The following is a 19755-nucleotide window of genomic DNA, read 5'->3' as shown; positions in this document are numbered from 1 at the left end:
TAAAATAGAGAACAAAGTCTGTACTGCGACAGTTAGTGACGCTCAATTGCCCCATTATTTATCACATAAATTCTGATAAGATTAGCCCGAGCAAAATCTGCGATAGGAATGACGATGCGCACATACTTAGACCTTTTACAACATATTCTCGACAATGGCGGCGACAAAGGAGACCGCACAGGAACTGGGACACGTTCAGTATTTGGTCATCAAATGCGCTTTGACCTCTCCAAAGGTTTCCCCTTATTAACCACCAAGAAAGTCCACTTTCGTTCGATTGTGATTGAACTACTTTGGTTCCTGAAGGGTGATACCAATGTGCAATATCTAAAAGACCACAAAGTCTCAATTTGGGATGAATGGGCAACCGCAGAACAAACTGCTCGTTTTGGTCGTCCTGAAGGCGAACTCGGTCCTGTTTATGGACACCAATGGCGCAACTTTGGCGCGACTCAAAATGATGACGGTAGTTATCAGCAAAATGGTTTTGATCAAATCAAATGGCTGGTAAATGAAATCAAAACCAATCCAAATTCACGTCGTCTAATCGTATCTGGTTGGAATCCAAACGAGGCTGGCAAAGTTGCACTCCCGCCTTGTCATACTCTGTTTCAATTTTTTGTACAAGATAACAAACTGTCATGCCAACTCTATCAACGAAGTGCCGATGTCTTCTTAGGTGTGCCATTTAACATTGCCAGCTATGCCCTACTCACTCATATGATTGCGCAGGTGTGTGGCTTAGAGGTTGGTGATTTTGTCTGGACAGGTGGTGATACTCATCTATATGCCAATCATTTTGAACAAGCGCAATTACAGCTTTCTCGTGAGCCATTAGCTTTGTGTCAATTAAAACTCAATGCAGAGATCAACGATATTTTCGACTTTAAATTTGAGGATATTGAACTTGTAGGCTATGAATCACATCCTGCAATTAAAGCACCTGTCGCAGTTTAATTATTTTAGAGAGATCACCACATGGCATGGCAAGGAACTGAAGTTGTACACGTTGTGGCAATGGACCAAAAAAACTGTATAGGTAAAGGCAATGCACTACCGTGGCATATTTCTGCCGATCTTAAACATTTTAAAGCCATCACCCAAGGCGGCGTAGTGATCATGGGTCGTAAGACCCTTGAATCCATGGGACGAGCGCTGCCAAATCGCGTGAACTGGGTGATTACTCGTGACCCATCTTGGCAGTTTGATGGGGTTAAGGTTGCGCATAGCATCGAAGATGCATTAAATGCTGCACTTACAGACGTACAACACTCTGAAAAAGCATCCTTATTTATTATTGGGGGTGGAGAGATTTTTAACCAAACACTTGCGATTGCCGATCGTCTGGAACTCACTCATGTGGATTTAGATGTACAAGGCGATGCTCATTATCCAAAAATCTCTGAGGACTTCCATAAAGTAAACTCAGAACAACATACTGATGAAAAATCAAATGTAGCATTTGAGTTTGCAACTTATCAAAAATAAAAAATGGATCGCGAATTGTTATGCATGACATTGGATCACGTGAGTTTTTCATTGCGCTAGGGATAGGACTCTTACACAGTACTTTTACCCTATTCGTGATCCTTTCAAGTGCATGGTTGTGTCTTGCTTTATGGATTCAACAACCCCTTGGCAGTGTTTTTAGTCGTCTGATCATACTGCTTTGGGTCTTATTTGCACTCAGCTTAATTGGCTTTTATATCAGTGGTCATATTTTTAGTCGGCGCACTGACATTATTCTTTATTGTTGTGCATTTGCTTGTTCACTGCTTTGGTATTTCTCATTAGATGCAAGACAAGATCGTGAATGGGATCCTGAGGTTGCAGAACAACTCAATTATGAGAAGCATGGCGATATTGTTACATTACATCATGTTCGCAATTTTAACTGGCATGCCGACGGCAGTTATGATGTTCGTTGGGAAAACCGCACTGTTGACCTGAGTAAAATTACCGGCATTAATGTCATTGCATCATACTGGATGGGACCACAGATCGCCCATACGCTAGTAAGTTTCGATTTCTCAGATCAAAAACCCTTGGTCTTTTCGATTGAAATCCGTAAGGAAAAGGGCGAATCATTTTCAGCAATTGGTGGTTTCTTTCGTAAATATGAGCTGAGCCTGATAGCCTCTGATGAAAAAGATATTGTGTATACACGAAGTAATATTCGTAACGAACAAGTCTATCTATTCCCCATCAAAATGCCTGCCGATGAACGCAAGGCCTTATTTATTGAATATCTAAATAAAGCAGATGAATTGCGTGCTGAAGCAAAATGGTACAATACCCTGACCAGTAACTGTACCACCCTCATTTTTGACATGGCACAGGCCATCAACCCACACAGGTTGCCGAAAGATTACCGCCTTTTGGCTTCGGGCTATTTACCAAATTATTTACATGATCTGAAAGCACTTAATCAAAACTACAGTATGAAAGAGTGGTATCAACTGGCTCATATCAACCCTCGTTCAGAACAATACGCTAAACAACCCAATCAAAGTAGCGAGTTTTTTTCGGCCGTTATTCGTACTGGCCTGCCTAAAACTGAATAAACCTCATACTAGTTATTTTAGAAATAAATTAATATTTACAAAAGAATACGCTACATACCATGCTTCTACATCAATATTGATTTAAATAATGACCATATAAACACAACGACTTGGATTTAAATTTTTATGTTAAAAACATTGTTAACTTCTAGTACTTTGGCGGTTGCGGTTGTCATGTCTGGTTGTGCAGCCACTGAGTCGCTGCATACCTCGTCCAATGCATCTCAAAAAGAAAGTATCGGCTTATATAACCACACTTGGGTCGCGACACAGATCAATGGTGTCGACATCAAAACTGATGGTCCTTCTCATCAAAAACCAGCTATCCAATTTGATGCCAACACCAAGCGTTTCTCTGGTGCTGACGGCTGTAACAAGATTTTTGGTAGCTTTGAAAGTAGTGCTAAACAGTTACAACTTGGTCCAATTGCATCGACTAAGATGGCGTGCATCGGCAACGACAATGCGACCCTTTCTCGTCAATATGTTGATGCTTTAACCCATACAGCAAGCTATAGGCTTAATGGAAACAAACTTCAATTGTCAGATAGCGCGGGTAAGGTCCTCGTCAGTTTCGTGACAGTGACTCAACCATTGCCTTGATGCTTCATCATAAAAAAGTAAAAGTTCGTTTCAAACACGGGCTTTTACTTTTTAAGCACTTGGTTTACTTTAGACACATTCTTAAAAAATAAAAATTGGGGAATTTTATGCAACAAGCACTGTTTGGTGGTGGATGTTTTTGGTGTGTAGAAGCTGTATTTCTACAACTCAGAGGTGTTGAGAAAGTGGTCAGCGGTTATGCTGGCGGAATTGTTCAACACCCAAGTTATGAGCAAGTCTGCCAAGGCACGACACAACATGCTGAAGTCGTACTCATTGATTTTGATGAACAGCAGATCAGCTATGCTCAACTTTTAAATGTATTCTTTACCACGCACGATCCAACGACATTAAACCGTCAAGGCAATGATATCGGTACACAATACCGTTCTGTTATTTATTACTTTAATGATGAGCAGAAACAACTCGCAGAGCATATGATTCACAGTCTGGAAGATGAAGGTTTAGACATCGTCACTGAACTGAGTCCTGCCCCGATTTTTTATCCTGCGGAAGATGAGCATCAAAATTTTTATGCGCGCAATCCTTCACAAGGCTATTGTAACTTTAGCATTCCGCCGAAGCTCTCTAAATTACGGGCAAAATTTATGGATCTACTCAAAACTGAGTAGACATAAAAAAAGCAACTCTCACTGAGTTGCTTTTTTATTTATAAACTCAAATACTAATTTTCACTGACAAAAGCAATATCACTTAAGCCTGCTTCACTGGCACGAGACATCACTTGTGCAACTGTATCGTATTTTGATTCTTTGTCTGCACGTAGTTGCACAGTCGGTTTATTCTCTGCTTGACCTGCCTCTTGGAAACGCTGTTCTAGCTCATCTAAGCTAATAATTTGCGCATCCCAAGCCACTTCACCTTTCGCATTAATACTAATAGTAAGTGCTTTTGGTGGTGGATCTATAATTTCAGCCGTTGTCTTTGGTAAGCTCAATGGAATTGATGGGCTAGCAACCGTTGCCGTGACTAAAAAGATAATCATCAATACCAACATAATATCGATCAGAGGAATGAGGTTCATCTCATTCATGCCACTGTCGTGATCTTCACCCAATTGAAAGCCCATTTTAAGCTTGACCTCCAACTAAACTTTGTTGAGTCGCTTTAGTTTCAGTCTTTGCTGTGGTTTCTTGCTGCAACATGGTATCAATCAACAAGCCATGAGCCTGATCTTGTAAATCATGTGCCAAACCACGGTTGAAACGCATACAGATGTTGTAAGCCAATACTGCAGGAATCGCAACCGCAAGACCTAGCCCCGTCATGATCAACGCCTCACCGACAGGAATTGCAACTTGTGCTAAACCAGCTTGGCCGCTTTTACCGACAGCCACAAGTGCATGGAAGATTCCCCACACTGTACCAAACAAACCAACGAACGGTGCAAGTGAAGCAATTGTCCCAAGTACAGATACGCCTTTTTCTGCTTGTGATTTCTCAGCAGAGATTTGACGAAGTAAAGCTTGTTCAGCAACTGCTTTGCGCTGCTCAAAGGTCAATGGTTGTAACTTCGCTTTAAGCGTCGACAAAGCCTGAGCAAGCTGAGCATAAGCCTGTTGTTTTAATTGGCGTGTTCCTAAAATACGTAGAATAAAAATCGTCCACGTCGCAATCGACATTGCTAGAAGGACAAAATACAGCGTCTTACTTACTGCATCTGCGTGTTGCCAATAAACTGAAAAGTTCATATCTGAACTCCTATCTAGTAATATAATTCGACCTGTTAATGTACTTACTTTCCAACAACGCTAACAGAGAAAGGTTGAGGAGCAACAAATGGAGTAACTACCCCATTTACTTTATAGGACTTAAATCTAGCAGCATAAGTTTGTCTAATAACATAAGCATCAAATTTCTCATTACCACTTGATTTAGTTACTTTAACATTTGTAACCTTGCCAGTTCCATCAGATGAAATATCAAGTGATATTGTTATTTCTCCATCTTCAGCCTTAAAGTAACGTGCTACTTGTTCACGACTAATAACTGGTTTCCTACTCCAAGAAATATCGCCAGCACTCACTGATTTCGGTTGATTTTGACTTGCTTGCTCACGAGCCTGCTGCTCTCTTAGAGCCTGTTCACGTGCTTGCTGTTCTCTCAGAGCTTGTTCACGTGCTTGTTGCTCTTTCAAAGCTTGCTCTCGTTGGAGTTGTTCGAGCCTTTGTTTTTCCAAATCTTGCTGTTTCTTTAACTTCTCTTGAGTATCATCTTGCTGAATCACCTTAGGCTCAACTTTCTGCACTTTTTGAGAAATAATTTTTGGCTTTTCTACAGGTATCGGCTCTATTTTCTTTTCTATAGGCTTTGGTTCTACTTTGGGTTTAATCGGTTCCACTTTTGGAGATGGTGGAGGCGCATCCTCTTTAATCGTTAAAAAACGAACCTTAAGCGGCTCTTTTTCGATTGGTTTCAACTCAATCGTTTTGATGTGGCTAACCGCCCACAGAACTCCCACATGTCCAATCACAACTGCAACTAAGGCAGTGATGATTTTCTTTTTCATCGGGCTTGACGTGTTGAATGCTGCAGGAGATGGACTCATAAAAATCAAAGTACCTAATAGATGGTGTTCGTAAAAAAACGATCACACACATCGGATAGAACAATTAAAGTGCTGCAATAATAAATGAGAAGTGTTTTCATTTGCAACTATTTTTTTGTGAATATGACTTAAATTAATAACTCAACTCACCTAAAACGCAATATTATAACATAACAATACCGTATGGTAAAAAAACATGCCGATCGGCATGTTCTTTTTATGACATAGAGACTTAGGTCTATTAGAAAACGACGGTCTTATTACCATCGACAATAATACGGTCTTCTAAATGCCATTTGACTGCACGAGCCAACACATTACGCTCCACGTCTTCGCCTAGTTCACGTAATTGTTCAACGTTATAATCATGGCTCACACGCTCAACATCCTGCTCAATAATTGGCCCTTGGTCCAAGTCTGCAGTGACATAATGCGCTGTTGCACCAATCAATTTCACACCCTTTTCGTAAGCTTGCTTATATGGGTTCGCGCCAACAAAAGCAGGTAAGAAAGAATGGTGAATGTTGATGATCTTCATTTCCCATTTCGCGACGAAGTCTTCACTCAAAATTTGCATATAACGTGCTAGAACAAGTAAATCATTGCCTTGCATCATCTCATTAATCTGCGCATAAGCTTCTGCTTTATTGTCTTTGGTCACTTTTATCACGGTAAATGGAATACCAAAATTCTCCACAGCTTCACGCAAATCTTCATGATTTGAAATCACATGGGTAATTTCACATTCCAATGAACCACGCGCATGACGCCATAATAGCTCTAACAAAGCATGGTCAACTTTAGAGACTAAAATCCCGACTTTTTTCAGCTCATTTACAAATGCGAGTTTCCATTGCATTCCATAACGTTCAGCAACGTTAGCCGCAAAGGTTTGCATCAATGCTTCTTTGCGAGACTGCAAATGATCCAACTCAAACTCAACACGCATAAAATAACGCCCGCCTTGAGCTTCTGTGGCGTACTGATCAAGTGCGGTAATGTTTGCTCCCTGATGATACAAAAAGCTCGATACAGCTTGCACGATGCCCGGCTTGTCTTCACAAGTAATCAGTAGTCGTGCTGTATGGGCAGTAGTCGTGTTCATGTGGTCAATATCACTTATTCAAATCAAATTAAAATCAAGCCGAGCATTCTAGCGCTTTTTTGCTGTTGACTAAATAGCTAAGACCTACTCATCATCATTTTTAAGATTTGAGAGACTAGCAAATAATTCAGATGGGCCAAGCGATTGAAGTAGCTGCTCATAAGTCTGGCGGCTCTCACCCATTAAATAAGGCCCTTCTAAAAACAACATTTGTCGCAATGCTTGCCATACCCACTTTTCTTCTAAGCGGTTATTGTCACTAATATGACCCGACATATAAAGGAAATTGGTCCAGTTAGTCAGCACGATCCATAAATTGATAATCAACGCCTCGATTTCCGAATCAGTCATTTTCATCAACCCAGCATCAACGAATGCACGATAGATCCTTTGCCCTTGTTGCATGACCTGTCCCGCAAAACGCGGATAAATTTTTCTAAAATCCTCGTTATTTTCAACGAGATGATAAACATCACGATGAATAAAACGATAAGCCCAAAGTTGATTGCTTAACACCTGAAAATAACTAATCTTGTCATTGGCATTCAGTTGACGATCATCGGGTAATGCCAACATACCTAAGGTCTCAGCCTGATATTGCAGCGCAAGTTCCTTAATAATTTCTTGCTTATTCCGAAAATGATAATACAAATTTCCTGGGCTAATACCGAGTTCAGCCGCAATGTGATTGGTCGTGACGGAACGCTCGCCACGCTCATTAAACAGTTGCAAACTGATCTGCAAAATTTTGTCTTTAGTTTTGTTCGGTTTAGCATTCGACATCGTTTTTAACCATCTATAAGATTATCAATGAGTTATAAAACAAACTCACAAGGCGACTTGACACTTTAGAGTATTTACTCTAAAAATGAAAAAGTAAATAAGTTTTCTTTTGGTCTACTCCTATGAACAGTCAAACAAAAACAACCGCTATGACACCTCATGTTGATGTAAAACGGCTACATGATTTGCTTGAACAGCAAAGAGTCGCTTACCAACGTCATCCTGTCCCAAGCGCAAAGGAACGTATTGAGCGCTTAGCTCGACTTAAAAACATCTTGGTAAAGTATCAAGATCAATTTGCTAACGCAATTAGTCAAGATTATGGCAATCGTGCCATTATGGAAACCAAAATTGGTGAAGTTCTCACTTGCTTAGAACATATTAAATACTACAGCAAGAACTTGACCGAATGGATGAAACCATCTAAACGCCACATCAGCATGTTACACCAACCAGCTAAAGGCTGGGTACAATATCAACCCTTAGGCGTCATTGGTGTTATTGCACCTTGGAACTACCCTCTCTTACTCTCCGTTGGCCCACTGATTTGTGCATTGGCTGCGGGTAATCATGCCATGATTAAAATTTCAAGTGCATCATCAAATTTTGGTTATGTTCTTGAAAATGCGCTTTCAGAAGCTTTCCCTCAAGAATTGGTTGCTGTTGTGAATGGTGGCGGCCCTATTTCAGATGCATTTAGTCACCTTGCATTCGACAAACTGATTTTTACTGGCTCGACCTCTGTCGGTAAAACAGTCATGGCTGCTGCAGCTCAGAATCTTGTACCTGTTATTTTAGAACTAGGTGGTAAATCTCCAGCGCTGGTTCATTCATCTATGAACATTCGTGATGTTGCTCAACGCGTTGCTGTTGGAAAGCTTTGGAATGCGGGTCAAACCTGCGTTGCACCAGATTATATGTTCTTGCCTAAAGGCAAAACAGCTGAATTCACGAAGCATTATCAAGACTTTGTGAATAGCATGTACCCGACTTTAGCTGACAACAATGACTACACCTCGATTGTCAATGACAAGCAATATAACCGTCTACAAGGTTATCTTGAGGATGCACAAAAGCAAGGTGCTAACATTGTTGAGTTAAACAGCAAGAACGAATCTTTAACTGAAGTTCGTAAAATAGCACCGACCTTATTGACTGGTGTCAGCACTGACATGGAAATCATGAAGAATGAGATCTTTGGTCCAATTCTTCCTATTTTAGAATATGAACACATTGAAGATGCGCTTCAGTTTATTAATAGTCGTCCTCGTCCATTGGCTTTCTATTACTTTGATGTAGATAGTGCACGTGCAGAATATATCGCAGGACGCACCCATTCAGGACACTTTGGTATCAACCAAGTCTTAACTCATGTCGCTCAAGACGACCTGCCATTTGGTGGTGTCGGTGCATCAGGTATGGGTAAATATCATGGTAAGGAAGGTTTCTTTAGCTTCTCACATGAACGCTCGATGATGTCAAATCCTGTGAGCCCTAAACTTTATAGTTTAAAATTCATTCTGCCACCATATAATAAAGCGGCACACAAACTGCTTTTGAAAACACTATTTCGCTAGGCTGATCAAGGCATGACCTATCAAACAAGTTCATGCCTTGTTTTTACCAATTTCGCTTGTCTTTTAATCGTATTTTTGGTATAAAACGCCCCTTGAATGATTTCATCCGTTTACTTGAATGGCTAGTTGCACGAAACAGTGCTATAAAACTAGCAATGGAGTTCACCATGTCTAAGGTTTGCCAAGTTACCGGCAAGCGTCCTATCGTTGGTAACAACGTATCGCACGCAAACAACAAAACCAAACGCCGGTTCGAGCCGAACCTGCACCACCACCGTTTCTGGTTAGAAAGCGAAAAACGTTTTGTACGTCTTCGTTTAACCACTAAAGGTATGCGTATTATTGATAAATTGGGTATTGAGAAAGTTGTTGCTGATCTCCGTGCTCAAGGTCAAAAGATCTAAGGAGTCTGAACAATGCGTGATAAAATCCGTCTCGTTTCTACCGCTGGTACTGGTTATTTCTATACCACGACTAAGAACAAACGTACAATGCCGGAAAAAATGGAAATCAAAAAATTTGATCCAAAAATCCGTCAACACGTAATCTTCAAAGAAGCTAAAATTAAATAATTTTGGTTTCTTTAAAAAACGACTTCTTTTGAGGTCGTTTTTTTTGCCTTTAGTTTCATATCATTTTTATTCATTGTAGTATTATCAGCAACAACTTCGATTTTACTTGTTACAATTTATTCGATTTCTTCTTGGCATGTTTTATGCTGATTTATTTATACCTTAACCGCAACGATTAAGGAGCTCCAATGCCACATGATGTTGGTTTAATTATATTACTTGCTGTTGGTTTTGGTTTTGCCCTTATTTTTGGCTACATCGCAGCACGTTTACGCTTACCTCCTTTAATTGGTTATCTTATTGCGGGCATTATTATTAGCCCGAACACCCCAGGTTTTGTGGGTGATATCAAACTTGCCAATCAGTTGGCTGAACTTGGTGTCATGTTTCTCATGTTTGGCGTGGGCATGCATTTTTCCATCAAAGATTTACTCCAAGTTCGCCGTATTGCCATCCCAGGTGCAATTCTACAAATCAGCGTCGCCACCCTCCTTGGGGTCGGGGTTTCTATGCTTTGGGGATGGAGCTTTGGTTCCGCACTGGTCTTTGGTTTAAGTTTATCTTGTGCCAGTACTGTAGTATTACTCAAGGCACTGGGTGATCGAGGCTTACTCGAATCCGTTAACGGTAAAATCGCTGTTGGCTGGCTCTTGGTTGAAGATCTGGTCATGGTGTTGGCATTGGTCCTTTTGCCTGCTATCGCAGTATTGCTCGGTGGACACGCTTTACATGGTACAGATACATCGCAAAGTATTTGGATGACCATTGGCATTACTTTATTAAAAGTCGTTGGTTTTATCGCCTTTATGTTAATCGTTGGCAAGCGTCTTGTTCCAATGATTATACAATTTGTCGCTCGCCTAGGTTCACGCGAATTATTTACCTTAACCGTTGTAGCTGCAGCAGTATCGATCGCCTATGGGTCTTATGCCGTTTTTGGCGTTTCTATGGCCCTCGGTGCATTCTTCGCAGGCATGGTGGTGAAAGAGTCTGACTTTAGCCATCGAGCCGAAGAAGAAACCCTACCCTTACGTGAGATCTTTGCGATTTTATTCTTCGTATCGGTCGGGATGCTATTTGATCCAAGCATTCTGCTAGAAGAACCATTACATATTCTGGCTGTGGTTGCGATTATTATGGTAGGTAAAACATTGGCAGCGATTGCCTTGGTTTTGTTCTTCCGTTATCCAATCAATACCGCTTTAACTGTCGGTGCAAGTCTCGCTCAGATTGGCGAGTTCTCATTTATTTTAGCCACGATGGGGGTCGCCCTCGGTTTACTGACCTTAGAGGCTCAAAATCTGATTCTGGCAGGGGCACTATTTTCCATCACCTTGAACTCATTTATTTTCTCCGCCATCGAACCAACCCAACAATGGATTCGTCAACGTTCGCATCTAGCACGTTTATTAGAGCGCAGTAGCGATCCACTGGCGATGCTACCTGATGAGGTCGATCAAGACTATTTACGCGATCAGGTGGTGATTATTGGTTATGGTGGAGTCGGTCGTCGCATTAGTGACAATCTAATACAACAAAATATCAAAGTGGTCATTGCCGAAGAAAATCGTGAGATCGTGGAACGATTACGTACACAAGGCATCGCAGCGGTTAGTGGTGAAGCCACTGAACCAAATGTTTTGATTCAGGCACATATTCAGCATGCGCGTTTATTGGTTATCTCACCAATGGATATTTTGGATATTCATCGGATCGTCGACATTTCCAAACAGCTAAATCCTGAAATCCAAGTCTTGATTTGTGCTGAAAGCAAGGAAGAAGCGGCAGTGATTCGAGAAGAAAATATCGGCGAAGTCTTCTATGCGAAAGAGGAGATGGCGAAGAATATGAGTCATCACATCTTAAATCGGATCGAAATAGCGCATCAATCCACTGGATATTAAGTTCTTTAAGCCCAATAAAAAAGCGTACTCTCAAGTACGCTTTTTGCTTATAAATATTAGCTCAGATGAGGCGGTTGCTCATCCACAACTTCCGCTTGCCATTGATTCATCTGCTTTTCTAGCAGACCGAATAAAGCCGCCTGAATCATATGTTGAGCGACTGCGGGGGTTTGATCACCAAGAATTTCTTTGACTTCGTCACTAAATTGAATCTTTACTAAAGGCTCTTGTTCAGAACCAGCATTACGCAACGCGAGCTCACCACCTTCGAGTTGAACCAATTCCAGAACGGCTTCTTGGTTACCAAATAATTCTTTTAACTGTTGCATTGACATATACATTCTCCATGCTTCAATCATGGTGGCAAAGCACGTGTGCACTTTGCGATCTCACATCTTATTTATATAAGTGCTGTTTGCATGAATTTCAAGTATCTCACTGCTTTAACTTAGAACTCAACCATTTCGTTACGAAAACCATCAATTAAGTGACTTAACTCGCGATGCCATTCACGCAAAATTTTGGCATCAGGCAACCATGCTTGTGGGCTTTGGGTGACTTTGATGATCAAATTAGATGAGGTTTCATTCTCAGGCTCTGGCGAAGTCGGCTCTGGCGCATATTGGCACATCCGATAAGCACGTTTTAATTCAGCCACAAAACCATCTTTTGCCAAATGCTGTAAAACTGAAATTTCTGGAGAGACCTGACCTTTATCCGCCATATGCTCTTCAATGGATTTAAACGTTGGTTGTAAATCATTGAGACGATAATAGCGCACCAATTCTTGCAAGAACGCTAAAATCGCCCCATGCAAATGAAATACCGCAGCTTCACGATAAGCCTGTGCCTGTTGAATGTGTTCAGTTTGCTCTGCTTGTTGACATGCAAGTCGAGCAAAATAAAGTTTTTGATTGGTACGATCAGCATGGTAGCGAGCAACACGAGACATCTTAAATCCCTATTTTATTTCATTTAAATCACGAGCAATTGTAAAGCGAATTGACGATTAAACAAATAGTGATCATCACATCAATTCGACAAGATAAATTCTACGCTTTGCGATACATGCTATAGGTGTAACAAAAGGACGAATATTGCTGATCACCCAAGCATAATACCCTTCTGCCCAACGAGATGCCTGTGCTGCTTCAACTTCATGTTGTTGCCAAGCATGCACAGATTCAATGTCAACCAAAGCAACCGCTCTGCCCATTTCCTCATCACCATCTTTCAACAGGTAGTTTTGGTTTTCTACGATAACGAGATTTCTGAGCGGCAATTCCTCAGGTAACCATGAGCGAACCTCTAAAGTTTTAAGACCTTGTGCGATGCGCTCACCGTTCGGTGCAACAATAGATAAAGCTGCATATTGCTTAAACATTGAGAATTAAGCTTTATCGTCTGCAGCTTTCACTCGGATGCCAACACCTTTGACACGTAAGGTATTTAAGCCTTTAATCGCTTTGATGCCCTCTCTTGGATTGGTCATTTCTACAAAGCCAAAACCTTTAGATTTTCCTGTTGCTTCATCCTTCACCACGACACAAGATTCGACTTTGCCATACTGTTTGAATAACTCAAGGACTTCTGCATCGGTCACAGAACGATCTAAATTACGAACTAAAATTTTCATGCTAAAACCTAAAAAATGATTCATTTTTAAAGAAATGAATCAAAATAATTGAATATGCCTAGTTTAATCGAGATCAATACCAAAACCTAAACTTATTGCTGAGTTACGCTGCCAACTACTTTTATTAAATGAAGACGGAACTTGACGATGAATCTGCACATCAAGCAAATGTTGAGGTAAATCATTAAGAAAATAGCTTTCTACTTTCCGCCCTAACTCATCATATTGATCTTGTGACCATAGATTTAAATTCTGTTTGGTCAAAATCAATTCATTTTCGGCGCGTGTAAGTGCCACATAAAGCACACGACGCTCCTCCTCTACATCATCAAAATCGCCTTGCGCACGTGCGTGCGGATACTGATTCGGTGAAACATGCGGGACATAACACACTTTTTGTTCCGTACCTTTGGCGGAATGAATCGTAATCAAAGTCACTAGGTCTTGATCAGGAGTTTTATCTATTTCTGAAACTGAAATAGGATCAAGCACATATTCCTCTAAGAACTCGCCCAACAACTGATGTTTCCGAGCCAGTTGTTTTACCAGATCAAAATCTTTGACGCGGCGATTCCAATCTTTGCTTTTATAGTTATTTTCTAATTGTTCACTCAACGCATCCAATGCCAAACCAATACAGGCTTCGACATGCTGTTGCAACACATCGAGTTGCTTCAAGATTAAAATGGCTTGCTGTGGCACTTTGCCATGTCGCTCTAAACGCTGACAACGCGCATCAATATCTGTGAGTTGAATCAACTCTTGCGCCAATTTACTCGCACCAACATCGCCAACACCATCCCATAAGGTCAAAAACCGCATCCAAGCCAAATCATCCTGCGGATTAACACTGACTCGAAGTAAACTTAAGACATCTTTGACATGTGCGGATTCGAGTAGTTTCACCCCACCAATAAAACGATACGGAATATTGGCAGCAATTAAAGCCCCTTCTAAATATCGACCACTAAACCCAGAACGAAGTAAAACCATGTGTTCAGCCCACGCTGCACCTTGGTAATGTCGTTGATTCAAATCTTGAATAATCCAATTGGCTTCTTCAAATTCATTGCCTAAAATATGTAGCTGTGGCTTCAATCCTTTACCACGATAAGCCAACAAGTGTTTGTCATAACGAATCTGGCTCTGCTCTAATAACCAATTAGATAAGTCTAAAATTTCCTGCGTTGAACGATAATTCATTGCCAAAGTAAGCACCTCAGCATCAGGCACTCGTTCTTTAAAATGATGAATATTTTCAAAATCAGCACCACGGAAACCATAAATCGACTGAGCATCATCCCCTACACAGAAAAGTTTCACTTTTCCGACTAAGGGTTGCAGCAAAGCCCATTGCAGTGGATTGGTATCCTGCATTTCATCGACCAATAAAGCAGAACAGAAGCCTGTCACCCATTTCACCAACTCAGGTGAACTTTGTAAGTGCACTGCGACAATCGATAAAATATCATCATAATCAAGAAAATTTCGTGCTTGCTTGCGCTGTTCATAAGCCTGCATCAGTTCAGCAATTTGCGTTTTATATTCTACTGCCTGAGGAAGCTGTTGAATTAGAGCATCGGAAAGTTTGGTCTTGGTATTGCGCGCATAGGAATACAAATCACAAAGTTCAGCAGCTTTAGGTAGAACATTGCCCTTATCTTTGCCACGCAATAAACGAAACATCAACAACTGGTCATCACGATCAATAATACTAAATTGCGTTAAACCAAAAGCTCTAGGATTGCGACGCAATAGATACATGCAAAAAGTATGAAATGTTGATGCCCTTAAACCCTTGGCTTGTGCGCCCATATGCTGCTCTACACGGGTTACGATTTCACTTGCTGCACGACGAGTAAAGGTCAATATCTGAATCTGTTGTGCTGCTAAGCCCTGATCGATCAAATACGCTGCTCTTGCCACAATGGTTTTGGTCTTCCCACAACCCGCCCCTGCTAAAACCAAGCAGTTTTGTGCTGCCGTGGTTGCGGCTTGTTTCTGTTGTGGATTCAGTTCATCAATTAGCTTGGCAAGCGTCATAAAATCGGTCAGTTTAAATTGAAGTGGTATTTTAGCAGACTAAAGGAAATGAAACATTTCACGCTACAAAAACAAAAAGAGCATGTTCAACACATGCTCCAAATACAAGACCATTCAGTTTAAACCACAGTTGAGCTATGTGGGAGTTGCTTAATTGCTCCAGCAAAAGTCAGATAATTGATGCCTTGAAATAAAATATCAATCGCAAGGAACATACCGAGTACCCAGAAAGGTGAACTTGGCGAGGATAAGATCAAAACCCCAGTGAATAACGTTACGACACCTGAAAAGAGCACCCAGCCCCAACCCGACATCGGTCTAAGGATAAAGGCGTTCACAGTCCGAATAATCCCTGCAATAATTAAAGCAATTGCTAAAAAACTAGTCAGAACCACGGCGGTAATCACAGGTGTGGTAAATGCAAAATAACCTGCGATGAGATACAACACACCAAACAATGCCCACAACCAGCGTGTACCACCTTTGAAAACCATAAATGCGGCAAGAAAATGTAAAGCCCCGCCCAACATCATCAGTACACCGAATAAAAGAACGGCTGAAAGCGTTGCGAAAGGCAAAGCAGCCAAAAGAATCAAACCAATAATAATCAATACCACGCCCAATAGCAGATACCATTTACGGTCAGCGTGTAGCTGATTGCGAATCAGGTCGTTACCCACTGTTTTCATCATTATTTACTCTTTTATCATCAAGTTTATATTTATATTCTGAGCGTCTTTTATCCGAACTTCTGTATAAGGCATGTTGATAATTCATGATGTAATGTCAGGAAAACTGGTGTTTTATTTCATCATTTTTATTTAAGAAGTGTTTTGTTTATATGTGGGTAAATGCAAACTTATCCACAAATTCACTCCAGTTATCTTCGCTTTACTTGATCCAACCAATTTCTTTTGCTGTAAGCATACTCATCATCGTTTGCTCTAGATCAATTGGCATTTTACTTTTATGTTCTGAAAGTGGAATACGCCCACCCATAATCTCAGCTTTGGTTTGCGGGTACAAAGGTTTCTGATCTGCTTGCGCATAACCCAATGGGAAAATGGGCTCACCCGTATCTAAATAATATTTATCGGTGGCACCAAACCCATGAAGTAACTCATGCACAAGTACCACATTGTTCTGCTCAGCTTGTTTCTGTGATGCAAACAGATTCACCGAACCAATTCGACCCCGTTCCAATGCAGTAGAGTGCTTTAATTCATTGGTTTTCTTTGGATCATAAAAATTCAGATACAAGGTTAAACTTGGATAACCATCAACGGATTGACGTTGTTTCCATGCAAAAAATCGAAATTTTAAACTCCATAAAATACTCTGGAGGACACTTTGCTGCTCTGGCATTTTTGGAGGTGTTTGATTAAGCTCTCGCCCAATCTGCAACATAAAATAGCTGCTTTGCCCCCGATAGTGCTGACTATTGCGCTCTAAATACTGTTTGACGTCAGCAAAATCATCTAACTGTAATCGCTGAATATAATGTTGAGTCGTTTCTAATCCATCGGCATTAATTGGGTGAAGTAGAATGATAATCGGCTGATTCCAATCTTGATTTTGATCTCGATAAGCATTCACCGCAACCACCAAGAGCACCATCAATAAACAAGCCACTCGAATATTTTTCCACATTGCTTAACCCCAAGTAGGATTCAATTATTGCTTTTATTTGTTCTATAAAAAATGCTAGCAAATCGCTAGCATTTTTTATTTTATCAATAATTAAGCTTCAACCCATTTTCCATTTTGGAAAACTAAACTCCATTTGGTTTGCTTACCTTCTAGAGTTTCTGAACCCACGTATTGCACTTGATTCTTACGGCTAAATTTGACCACCGTTGGATTTCCTTCAGGATCTACATCAGGTGCTTGCAATAAGAATTGATACTTCTCGTCCAACTGCTCAGCCACGCTACGTAACTCAGCCACTTTTGGTGCACGTGTTTCACGAATTTTCGGGAATTTACTTGCTGCCAAGAACAACCCTGCTGCACCATCACGTAACACGAAGAAATCATCATGTTTGGTTGAACGCAAATGTTCCATCTTGATCGGATCAACACGAGGCGGTGCAGGCTGACCACTCTTTAATACTTTACGGGTATTGTCACAGCTTGAACACGCAAAATACGGACCGAAGCGACCTGTTTTAAGCTGCATCTCACCATCACATTTATCACATGGAATGGTTGGACCGTCATAACCTTTGATCTTGAACTGACCTTCCTCAAGCTCATAACCATCACAGTCTGGGTTGTTACCACAAACATGTAACTTACGCCCACCATCAATCACATAGCTATCCATGGCTGTGCCACACTTCGGACAACGATGTTTTGACATCAAGTCTGCTGTTTCAGCGCCATCATCATCGGACAGCACAGCTAAAGACTCAACAGGTGTCAGATTCAATGTACCTTTACAGCGTTCTTTAGGCGGCAAGTTATAACCTGAACAGCCGAGGAATACCCCAGTTGTACCTGTACGTACTTGCATCGGACGAGAACATTCAGGGCATTGCACATCAGCCACTTCGACAGGCTGATTACGGCGCATGCCGCTTTCGCCTTGTGCATTGGTTAGACGCTTTTTGAAATCGCCATAGAACTCATCCAGTAACTCTTTCCAGTTCCGATCACCCATTGCCACTTTATCAAGTTGCCCTTCTAAATCTGCGGTAAACGCATAATTCATGAGGTTGTTAAAGCTTTCATCGAGGCGATCTGTAACGATTTCACCCATCTTCTCTGCAAACAGACGACGGTTTTCAAGTTTGACATAACCACGATCTTGAATGGTCGAGATAATCGCAGCATAAGTCGATGGACGACCAATGCCACGTTTTTCTAATTCTTTAACCAATGATGCTTCTGTAAAACGTGCAGGCGGCTTGGTAAAATGCTGGCTTGGATCAAGTTGTTCCAATTTCAGCACTTCGCCGACTTTAACAGCAGGAAGCAATACATCATCATCAGATTTATTGGCACCACGAACTTTGGTAAAACCATCAAAAACCAAGGTACGACCTTTGGCTTTCAGCTCTACATTTGCTGCTTCAACGGTTAACGTTGAAGATAAATATTCGGCTGGTGTCATTTGACACGCAACAAATTGACGCCAAATCAAATCATATAAGCGCTGAGCATCTCGCTCTACACCAGCAAGTTTATCGCCCGTTAATACCACATCAGATGGACGAATCGCTTCGTGGGCTTCTTGCGCACCGGCTTTATTGCCATAGCGATTTGGCTTTGCAGGCACATATCGATCCCCAAAGGTTTGCTGAATGTGATTACGTACCATATTGACCGCATCATCACTCAAAAAGGTCGAGTCTGTACGCATATAGGTAATAAAACCACCTTCATACAAACGTTGCGCCAGCATCATGGTTTTTTTGACTGAGAAGCCTAAGCGTGTGCTTGCGGCTTGTTGTAAGGTCGAAGTGATATAAGGTGCACTTGGATTTACTTTGGTTGGTTTGTCTTCACGCAATGCTACTTTATATTCAGCGTCTTTTAACACGCTGAGCAAAGCATCTGTTTCAGCTTTATTTTTAAGCTTGAGCGTTTTACCTGCTTGTCTCACCGCTTCTAAGCGAATGTCATCTTTCTGAGAAACAGTGTCTGCAAAGACTTGCCAGTATTCTTCTGGAATAAATGCACGAATTTCACGTTCACGCTCGACGACGAGCTTAACTGCAACCGATTGAACACGCCCTGCCGATAAACCACGGGCAATCTTTTCCCATAACAACGGCGAAACCATAAAGCCAACCACACGGTCGAGAAAACGACGTGCTTGTTGTGCGTTGACACGATTTAAATCTAAGCGTGTTGGCTGCTTGAATGCTTCTTGAATGGCATTTTTGGTAATTTCGTTAAAGACCACACGATGGTAACGACTGTCATCACCACCAATAACCTCCCTTAAGTGCCAAGCAATCGCTTCCCCTTCTCTATCCAAATCCGTTGCGAGGTAGATTGCATCAGCATCTTTGGCGAGTTTTTTCAGTTCGGCAACGACATTCTCTTTACCTGGTAACACTTCATAGTGTGCTACCCAATCATGTTCTGGGTCGACCCCCATACGATTAATCAGTGCTGACTGTGCTTTCTCAGCCTTTTGTTCATCGGTGAGTTTGACGCGGGTAACAGGCTTCTTTTCTGTTGCCTTACTTCCCCCACCTGTCGGTAAATCACGAACGTGACCGACCGAAGATTTCACGATAAATTGTGAACCTAAATATTTATTAATGGTTTTCGCTTTTGCAGGCGACTCCACAATCACTAAGGCACGTTTAGTTGCAGCAGAGGTTGAAGCTGCTGTGCTTTTTGCAGCAGAGCGTGGAGTATTCGCCATAATGAACCATTTTTCCTGT

General features: G+C 41.3%; 22 protein-coding genes. 9 read left to right on the top strand and 13 right to left on the bottom strand.

All coding sequences use genetic code 11. The annotated features are described in order from the left end of the window. Nucleotides 1-114 precede the first annotated feature (114 nt). The 5 genes from thyA to msrA all read left to right on the top strand — a co-directional run bounded on the left by thyA (nucleotide 115) and on the right by msrA (nucleotide 3799). A complete protein-coding gene (gene thyA, locus EXE30_RS08285; protein ID WP_130161988.1) occupies nucleotides 115-957 on the top strand; it encodes a thymidylate synthase in 843 nt (280 codons plus the stop codon). Between the two features lie 21 nt (nucleotides 958-978). Next, nucleotides 979-1488 carry a dihydrofolate reductase gene (locus EXE30_RS08280; protein ID WP_121929718.1) on the top strand — a complete coding sequence of 170 codons (510 nt, stop codon included), beginning with the start codon at nucleotides 979-981 and terminating at the stop codon, nucleotides 1486-1488. A gap of 20 nt (nucleotides 1489-1508) precedes the next feature. After that, nucleotides 1509-2564 carry an Lnb N-terminal periplasmic domain-containing protein gene (locus EXE30_RS08275; protein WP_130161987.1) on the top strand — a complete coding sequence of 352 codons (1056 nt, stop codon included), beginning with the start codon at nucleotides 1509-1511 and terminating at the stop codon, nucleotides 2562-2564. 126 nt (nucleotides 2565-2690) lie between these two features. Next, entirely contained in the window at nucleotides 2691-3167 is a 477-nt protein-coding gene (locus tag EXE30_RS08270; protein ID WP_130161986.1) for an META domain-containing protein, read from the top strand. Nucleotides 3168-3274: 107 nt separating this feature from the next. After that, nucleotides 3275-3799 (top strand): peptide-methionine (S)-S-oxide reductase MsrA, encoded by a 525-nt coding sequence (gene msrA, locus EXE30_RS08265; RefSeq protein WP_130161985.1) that lies wholly within the window; start codon nucleotides 3275-3277, stop codon nucleotides 3797-3799. 53 nt (nucleotides 3800-3852) lie between these two features. Here the strand turns inward: msrA and EXE30_RS08260 are convergent, their stop codons facing one another. From EXE30_RS08260 to EXE30_RS08240, 5 genes are all read right to left on the bottom strand, one after another. After that, the gene (locus EXE30_RS08260) at nucleotides 3853-4257 is read right to left on the bottom strand and encodes an ExbD/TolR family protein (protein ID WP_130161984.1); all 405 of its coding nucleotides are present in this window, start codon (nucleotides 4255-4257) and stop codon (nucleotides 3853-3855) included. A 1-nt stretch (nucleotide 4258) separates the two neighbouring features. Continuing rightward, a complete protein-coding gene (locus EXE30_RS08255; RefSeq protein WP_130161983.1) occupies nucleotides 4259-4879 on the bottom strand; it encodes a MotA/TolQ/ExbB proton channel family protein in 621 nt (206 codons plus the stop codon). Nucleotides 4880-4923: 44 nt separating this feature from the next. Next, nucleotides 4924-5736 carry an energy transducer TonB gene (locus EXE30_RS08250; protein WP_130161982.1) on the bottom strand — a complete coding sequence of 271 codons (813 nt, stop codon included), beginning with the start codon at nucleotides 5734-5736 and terminating at the stop codon, nucleotides 4924-4926. A gap of 241 nt (nucleotides 5737-5977) precedes the next feature. Beyond that, entirely contained in the window at nucleotides 5978-6841 is an 864-nt protein-coding gene (gene purU, locus EXE30_RS08245) for a formyltetrahydrofolate deformylase (protein ID WP_004668566.1), read from the bottom strand. 84 nt (nucleotides 6842-6925) lie between these two features. Then, nucleotides 6926-7624 (bottom strand): TetR/AcrR family transcriptional regulator, encoded by a 699-nt coding sequence (locus EXE30_RS08240; protein ID WP_130161981.1) that lies wholly within the window; start codon nucleotides 7622-7624, stop codon nucleotides 6926-6928. A gap of 122 nt (nucleotides 7625-7746) precedes the next feature. Between EXE30_RS08240 and EXE30_RS08235 the strand changes: the two genes are divergently transcribed. The 4 genes from EXE30_RS08235 to EXE30_RS08220 all read left to right on the top strand — a co-directional run bounded on the left by EXE30_RS08235 (nucleotide 7747) and on the right by EXE30_RS08220 (nucleotide 11677). Further along, nucleotides 7747-9201, top strand: coding sequence for a coniferyl aldehyde dehydrogenase (locus tag EXE30_RS08235; protein ID WP_130161980.1), 1455 nt, complete (start codon nucleotides 7747-7749; stop codon nucleotides 9199-9201). Between the two features lie 167 nt (nucleotides 9202-9368). Then, nucleotides 9369-9605, top strand: a complete 237-nt coding sequence (rpmB, locus tag EXE30_RS08230) for a 50S ribosomal protein L28 (protein WP_004649871.1) — start codon at nucleotides 9369-9371, stop codon at nucleotides 9603-9605. A gap of 12 nt (nucleotides 9606-9617) precedes the next feature. Further along, complete coding sequence (gene rpmG, locus EXE30_RS08225) at nucleotides 9618-9773, top strand: 50S ribosomal protein L33 (RefSeq protein ID WP_003654787.1); 156 nt, start codon at nucleotides 9618-9620, stop codon at nucleotides 9771-9773. 188 nt (nucleotides 9774-9961) lie between these two features. Beyond that, nucleotides 9962-11677 carry a cation:proton antiporter gene (locus EXE30_RS08220; protein ID WP_130161979.1) on the top strand — a complete coding sequence of 572 codons (1716 nt, stop codon included), beginning with the start codon at nucleotides 9962-9964 and terminating at the stop codon, nucleotides 11675-11677. A gap of 56 nt (nucleotides 11678-11733) precedes the next feature. On the opposite strand, the gene EXE30_RS08215 is transcribed toward EXE30_RS08220, so the two are convergent. The 8 genes from EXE30_RS08215 to topA form a co-directional block, all read right to left on the bottom strand. Beyond that, the gene (locus EXE30_RS08215) at nucleotides 11734-12012 is read right to left on the bottom strand and encodes a hypothetical protein (protein WP_121929727.1); all 279 of its coding nucleotides are present in this window, start codon (nucleotides 12010-12012) and stop codon (nucleotides 11734-11736) included. 113 nt (nucleotides 12013-12125) lie between these two features. Then, nucleotides 12126-12629 carry a DUF6586 family protein gene (locus EXE30_RS08210; protein WP_004668556.1) on the bottom strand — a complete coding sequence of 168 codons (504 nt, stop codon included), beginning with the start codon at nucleotides 12627-12629 and terminating at the stop codon, nucleotides 12126-12128. 75 nt (nucleotides 12630-12704) lie between these two features. Next, on the bottom strand, nucleotides 12705-13061 hold the full coding sequence (locus EXE30_RS08205; protein ID WP_130161978.1) for an ASCH domain-containing protein: 357 nt from the start codon (nucleotides 13059-13061) through the stop codon (nucleotides 12705-12707). Nucleotides 13062-13067: 6 nt separating this feature from the next. Continuing rightward, nucleotides 13068-13313, bottom strand: coding sequence for an RNA recognition motif domain-containing protein (locus EXE30_RS08200; RefSeq protein ID WP_121929870.1), 246 nt, complete (start codon nucleotides 13311-13313; stop codon nucleotides 13068-13070). 63 nt (nucleotides 13314-13376) lie between these two features. Next, nucleotides 13377-15356: an ATP-dependent helicase gene (locus EXE30_RS08195; protein WP_130161977.1), complete on the bottom strand. Its 1980-nt coding sequence runs from the start codon at nucleotides 15354-15356 to the stop codon at nucleotides 13377-13379. 119 nt (nucleotides 15357-15475) lie between these two features. Next, nucleotides 15476-16048, bottom strand: a complete 573-nt coding sequence (locus EXE30_RS08190) for an HdeD family acid-resistance protein (protein WP_121929730.1) — start codon at nucleotides 16046-16048, stop codon at nucleotides 15476-15478. Nucleotides 16049-16247: 199 nt separating this feature from the next. Continuing rightward, nucleotides 16248-17006, bottom strand: a complete 759-nt coding sequence (locus EXE30_RS08185; protein WP_130161976.1) for a hypothetical protein — start codon at nucleotides 17004-17006, stop codon at nucleotides 16248-16250. A gap of 90 nt (nucleotides 17007-17096) precedes the next feature. Then, nucleotides 17097-19736, bottom strand: a complete 2640-nt coding sequence (topA, locus tag EXE30_RS08180; RefSeq protein ID WP_130161975.1) for a type I DNA topoisomerase — start codon at nucleotides 19734-19736, stop codon at nucleotides 17097-17099. Nucleotides 19737-19755 lie beyond the last annotated feature (19 nt).

The organism is Acinetobacter halotolerans (assembly GCF_004208515.1).
Classification (GTDB): Bacteria; Pseudomonadota; Gammaproteobacteria; order Pseudomonadales; family Moraxellaceae; genus Acinetobacter; species Acinetobacter halotolerans.
Note: the sequence above shows the minus strand (reverse complement) of the source record. Positions and strands in the feature narration are given on the sequence as shown.

Bases quoted from the DNA above. Each gene is read 5' to 3' on its own strand.
- thyA (WP_130161988.1), top strand. From the start codon at position 115: ATGCGCACATACTTAGACCTTTTACAACATATTCTCGACAATGGCGGC.
- EXE30_RS08280 (WP_121929718.1), top strand. From the start codon at position 979: ATGGCATGGCAAGGAACTGAAGTTGTACACGTTGTGGCAATGGACCAA.
- EXE30_RS08275 (WP_130161987.1), top strand. From the start codon at position 1,509: ATGCATGACATTGGATCACGTGAGTTTTTCATTGCGCTAGGGATAGGA.
- EXE30_RS08270 (WP_130161986.1), top strand. From the start codon at position 2,691: ATGTTAAAAACATTGTTAACTTCTAGTACTTTGGCGGTTGCGGTTGTC.
- msrA (WP_130161985.1), top strand. From the start codon at position 3,275: ATGCAACAAGCACTGTTTGGTGGTGGATGTTTTTGGTGTGTAGAAGCT.
- EXE30_RS08260 (WP_130161984.1), bottom strand. From the start codon at position 4,257: ATGGGCTTTCAATTGGGTGAAGATCACGACAGTGGCATGAATGAGATG.
- EXE30_RS08255 (WP_130161983.1), bottom strand. From the start codon at position 4,879: ATGAACTTTTCAGTTTATTGGCAACACGCAGATGCAGTAAGTAAGACG.
- EXE30_RS08250 (WP_130161982.1), bottom strand. From the start codon at position 5,736: ATGAGTCCATCTCCTGCAGCATTCAACACGTCAAGCCCGATGAAAAAG.
- purU (WP_004668566.1), bottom strand. From the start codon at position 6,841: ATGAACACGACTACTGCCCATACAGCACGACTACTGATTACTTGTGAA.
- EXE30_RS08240 (WP_130161981.1), bottom strand. From the start codon at position 7,624: ATGTCGAATGCTAAACCGAACAAAACTAAAGACAAAATTTTGCAGATC.
- EXE30_RS08235 (WP_130161980.1), top strand. From the start codon at position 7,747: ATGAACAGTCAAACAAAAACAACCGCTATGACACCTCATGTTGATGTA.
- rpmB (WP_004649871.1), top strand. From the start codon at position 9,369: ATGTCTAAGGTTTGCCAAGTTACCGGCAAGCGTCCTATCGTTGGTAAC.
- rpmG (WP_003654787.1), top strand. From the start codon at position 9,618: ATGCGTGATAAAATCCGTCTCGTTTCTACCGCTGGTACTGGTTATTTC.
- EXE30_RS08220 (WP_130161979.1), top strand. From the start codon at position 9,962: ATGCCACATGATGTTGGTTTAATTATATTACTTGCTGTTGGTTTTGGT.
- EXE30_RS08215 (WP_121929727.1), bottom strand. From the start codon at position 12,012: ATGTCAATGCAACAGTTAAAAGAATTATTTGGTAACCAAGAAGCCGTT.
- EXE30_RS08210 (WP_004668556.1), bottom strand. From the start codon at position 12,629: ATGTCTCGTGTTGCTCGCTACCATGCTGATCGTACCAATCAAAAACTT.
- EXE30_RS08205 (WP_130161978.1), bottom strand. From the start codon at position 13,061: ATGTTTAAGCAATATGCAGCTTTATCTATTGTTGCACCGAACGGTGAG.
- EXE30_RS08200 (WP_121929870.1), bottom strand. From the start codon at position 13,313: ATGAAAATTTTAGTTCGTAATTTAGATCGTTCTGTGACCGATGCAGAA.
- EXE30_RS08195 (WP_130161977.1), bottom strand. From the start codon at position 15,356: ATGACGCTTGCCAAGCTAATTGATGAACTGAATCCACAACAGAAACAA.
- EXE30_RS08190 (WP_121929730.1), bottom strand. From the start codon at position 16,048: ATGATGAAAACAGTGGGTAACGACCTGATTCGCAATCAGCTACACGCT.
- EXE30_RS08185 (WP_130161976.1), bottom strand. From the start codon at position 17,006: ATGTGGAAAAATATTCGAGTGGCTTGTTTATTGATGGTGCTCTTGGTG.
- topA (WP_130161975.1), bottom strand. From the start codon at position 19,736: ATGGCGAATACTCCACGCTCTGCTGCAAAAAGCACAGCAGCTTCAACC.